At 38.8% G+C, this 1669-nt stretch carries 2 protein-coding genes; one reads left to right on the forward strand and one right to left on the reverse strand.

Features of this window, described 5'->3' with window-relative positions; genetic code table 11:
• Positions 1–551 precede the first annotated feature (551 nt).
• Complete coding sequence (locus AC1DPZ_RS26700; protein ID WP_477409212.1) at positions 552–908, forward strand: hypothetical protein; 357 nt, start codon at positions 552–554, stop codon at positions 906–908.
• Between the two features lie 542 nt (positions 909–1450).
• On the opposite strand, the gene AC1DPZ_RS26705 is transcribed toward AC1DPZ_RS26700, so the two are convergent.
• Positions 1451–1669: JAB domain-containing protein (locus AC1DPZ_RS26705; RefSeq protein WP_477409214.1), on the reverse strand; the 219-nt coding region annotated here is incomplete at its 5' end.

Here is a 1669-nt window from a genome sequence, read left to right on the forward strand (position 1 = left end):
GTTGCGCAATCCCCCCCCTTTGATCGAAGCATTGAATGAATTGCCGCTGGCCTATATCCATCTGATGAATGGCTTTTTCCTTTAGATAACTACCCTCTATATCCTAAGAATACGGTAGAAACATTCGAAAAAATTAGTAAGCACCTGGTCATCACCAATGGCGGGTTCAATAAAGACAGCGGGGAGGCAGAACTGGAAAAAGGTATCGCTAAAATAATCACTTACGGTTCATTACTTCTAGCCAACCCCGATTTACCTAGACGGTTTGAATTGAATGCTGAGCTGGATGYACCGGACGGAGCTACAATGTATGGTGGGGGAGAAAAGGGATATACAGATTATGCTTTCTTGAAAGATTGATCCTGAAGCTACCTTTCACGAAGTGGCAAATTGGAGTGTTTTTTTAAGGACATAATTAACGGATGTTATTAAAACTTTAAGCCTCTCGTCTACATGGCGTGGGGTCTTTAAAGATCGATCTCAATGCCTCTTATTAATCATTACGGGCCATGTATAAGAGGTATAATGAAATTACACTTAGCATAAAGACTATGACAACGAAAGAAAAACCCGCTTACGAGCAAAATTACACAGAAGAAGAACGAAAACTTGCTGACCATATCACCGGGCTGGAAAAATCAGCCCTTGACAAATGGTTCAATGGTGACACTTCTGGTTATGAGCAACTTTGGTCTAAGCGCAGCTTCATTTATTTTGATGCAGTCGTTACGGAACGAGTGGACGATCACGCCACCATTGTTACGTTTTTGGGAACGGTCAAAGGCAAGTTGTTTGCCGACTCCTATGATTTCCGCAGTCCTCGTGTACAAATAGGTCAGGACATAGCTGTGCTTACCTTTCAGGTTTTTGCTAAAACTACTCTAATAGATATGGATATAATTGCATAGAAGTATATCAAAAAGAAGCGGATAACGAATGGCGGGTAATTCATTCTACCTGGTCATTTATCCGACCGATGGATAAGAAATTCAGCGAAGAAAAAAGTGTTTTATAAGTCTTTAAACTTATAAAAGCCTCCAAGTACTATAGGGAACTAATCCTCCGATTACCAACCCGCAAGTATTATCGAACTCAAAAATAGCCTACTCAATGGAATCGGGGCTGCTTTTGCCGAAAATTAGAATTATGACCACATATTTTTAGAAATCCTCGAACTCTTTTTTATTTCATCAAAATTCAACATAACAAATTGTTAATAAGTCTGTTGTGGTGTAAAGTAGAACAGGCGTTCTCCATTGAACGCCTGCTTAAGTGACCTGGGAGAGGATCGAACTCTCGACCCACTGATTAAGAGATAGAGGGCATTACTGCCTTTCCAAGTATATTAAAGCCATTTTAAGCCTTGTACAATGATTTTGTACAAAGTATGTACAAACCACTAGCCTTGTTAATAAAATAATGAACTGAATTGTTAATAAAATAGATTCCTTTATAAATTGCCTTCATCGGCAAATGAATAGTATCCATCCTTCGTTACAATGATATGATCTTGAACTTCAATTTCCAAAACTTTTCCTGCTTCCCTTATTCTTTTTGTTAAAGTTAAATCCTGAACACTTGGCTTCACGTTTCCTGATGGGTGATTGTGTGCTAATATTATAGCTGTAGCACAACTTAACAATCCCGATGCGAATACTAACTTCATATC

The organism is Mucilaginibacter sp. P4_G9, assembly GCF_056400985.1.